1 protein-coding gene is annotated in these 1,252 nt (G+C 54.4%); it reads left to right on the top strand.

Features of this window, described 5'->3' with window-relative positions; translation table 11 throughout:
- Window positions 1–200: 200 nt before the first annotated feature.
- Complete coding sequence (locus AC2FLZ_RS21990) at window positions 201–1,097, top strand: ankyrin repeat domain-containing protein (RefSeq protein ID WP_496882797.1); 897 nt, start codon at window positions 201–203, stop codon at window positions 1,095–1,097.
- Window positions 1,098–1,252 lie beyond the last annotated feature (155 nt).

The following is a 1,252-nucleotide window of genomic DNA, read 5'->3' on the forward strand; positions in this document are numbered from 1 at the left end:
CGCTTCCTGCCTCGGTCCCATCATCGCCAATCCTCCCGCCCACTGGAAGAATTGAATCAGCAGTTCATGCATCGATCAAGGAAGAGTTTTTCAACAAAATAAGCCCAAAGCGGAAGCCATGCATTGTTAATCCACAATTGTTTGGAAAAAGCGACTCTAGTGTTACAATGGACAAAATAGAAATCGGAGGAAGCACGTAGATGCCGTTAGGTCGCTTCTCGATCGCCCGATTTGTTTGCTTGCTGGTTCTGTTGCCGGGCGTGGCGGTCGCTCAAGAACTGGTGCAATTTGCCCGCTCGGGCGATTTGACAGCTCTTCAAGCCGCATTGCCCGAAGGATCAGAGCCAGACCCCGACCAGTTGGTTCTGCCGCTCTATTTAGCATCTCAGCGTGGACATAAAGACATAGTGACTTATTTGTTGTCGCTGGGTGCAAATGCCGATTCAGCCACTGATTTCGGCACGGCGTTGGGCATTGCCGCCCGGAACAACTCGACAGAGATTGTTGAGTCCCTTCTTGCTGCAGGGGCCGACCCGAACTTACCCGGCGGCGAAGATGGCAAGATGCCACTACATCACGCAGCGGAGCGCGGTGCGCTCGGTACCGCACAGGTGCTGTTAGATAATGGAGCGGATGTGAACGCAGTTTCGCCAGACTCGGGCTTTTCTGCCGTGCATTTTGCGGCGTCGAAGGAGCGAACCGACATGGTCGCATTTTTGGAGAACGCTGGTGCCGCGCCAGCGCCTGTCGATGCGCTCAGCCCGGGCGAGCTCGAAGAGGCCGACATTGAGAAGGGACGCCTGATTGCAATTGAGTGCGGTGGTTGTCACAACATGGCCGCCGGCGCTACTGATTGGCACCAATTTCCCGCACCCAACTTATTTGGTGTTGTTGATCGGCCTAAAGCTTCGCTAGAGGGCTTCCCCTATTCCAAAGCGATGCTATCTCAAAGCGGGCGTTGGACAGTTGAGGAACTTAACATTTTTCTTGCCGACCCGTACAATGTCATCCCCGGTACGACAATGAGCCGCGGCGCTTTATCAGACCGGGCTTCGAGAATCGCGATCATTGCCCACCTGAGCCGCCTGAGGCAATAAGACCGGTTAGTGACGCGAATAACTCCAAAGGACCGCTTCGTCCGGATACTGTTGAAAAACTCTGCTTGAGCGATGCTTTGGCTGCTGATTCAATTCTCTTGAGTTGCAGGAGAGTTGCTGATGATGGGACCGAGGCAAGTTGCGCAGGGTGCGCT

The organism is Ruegeria sp. YKSF131 (assembly GCF_059612645.1).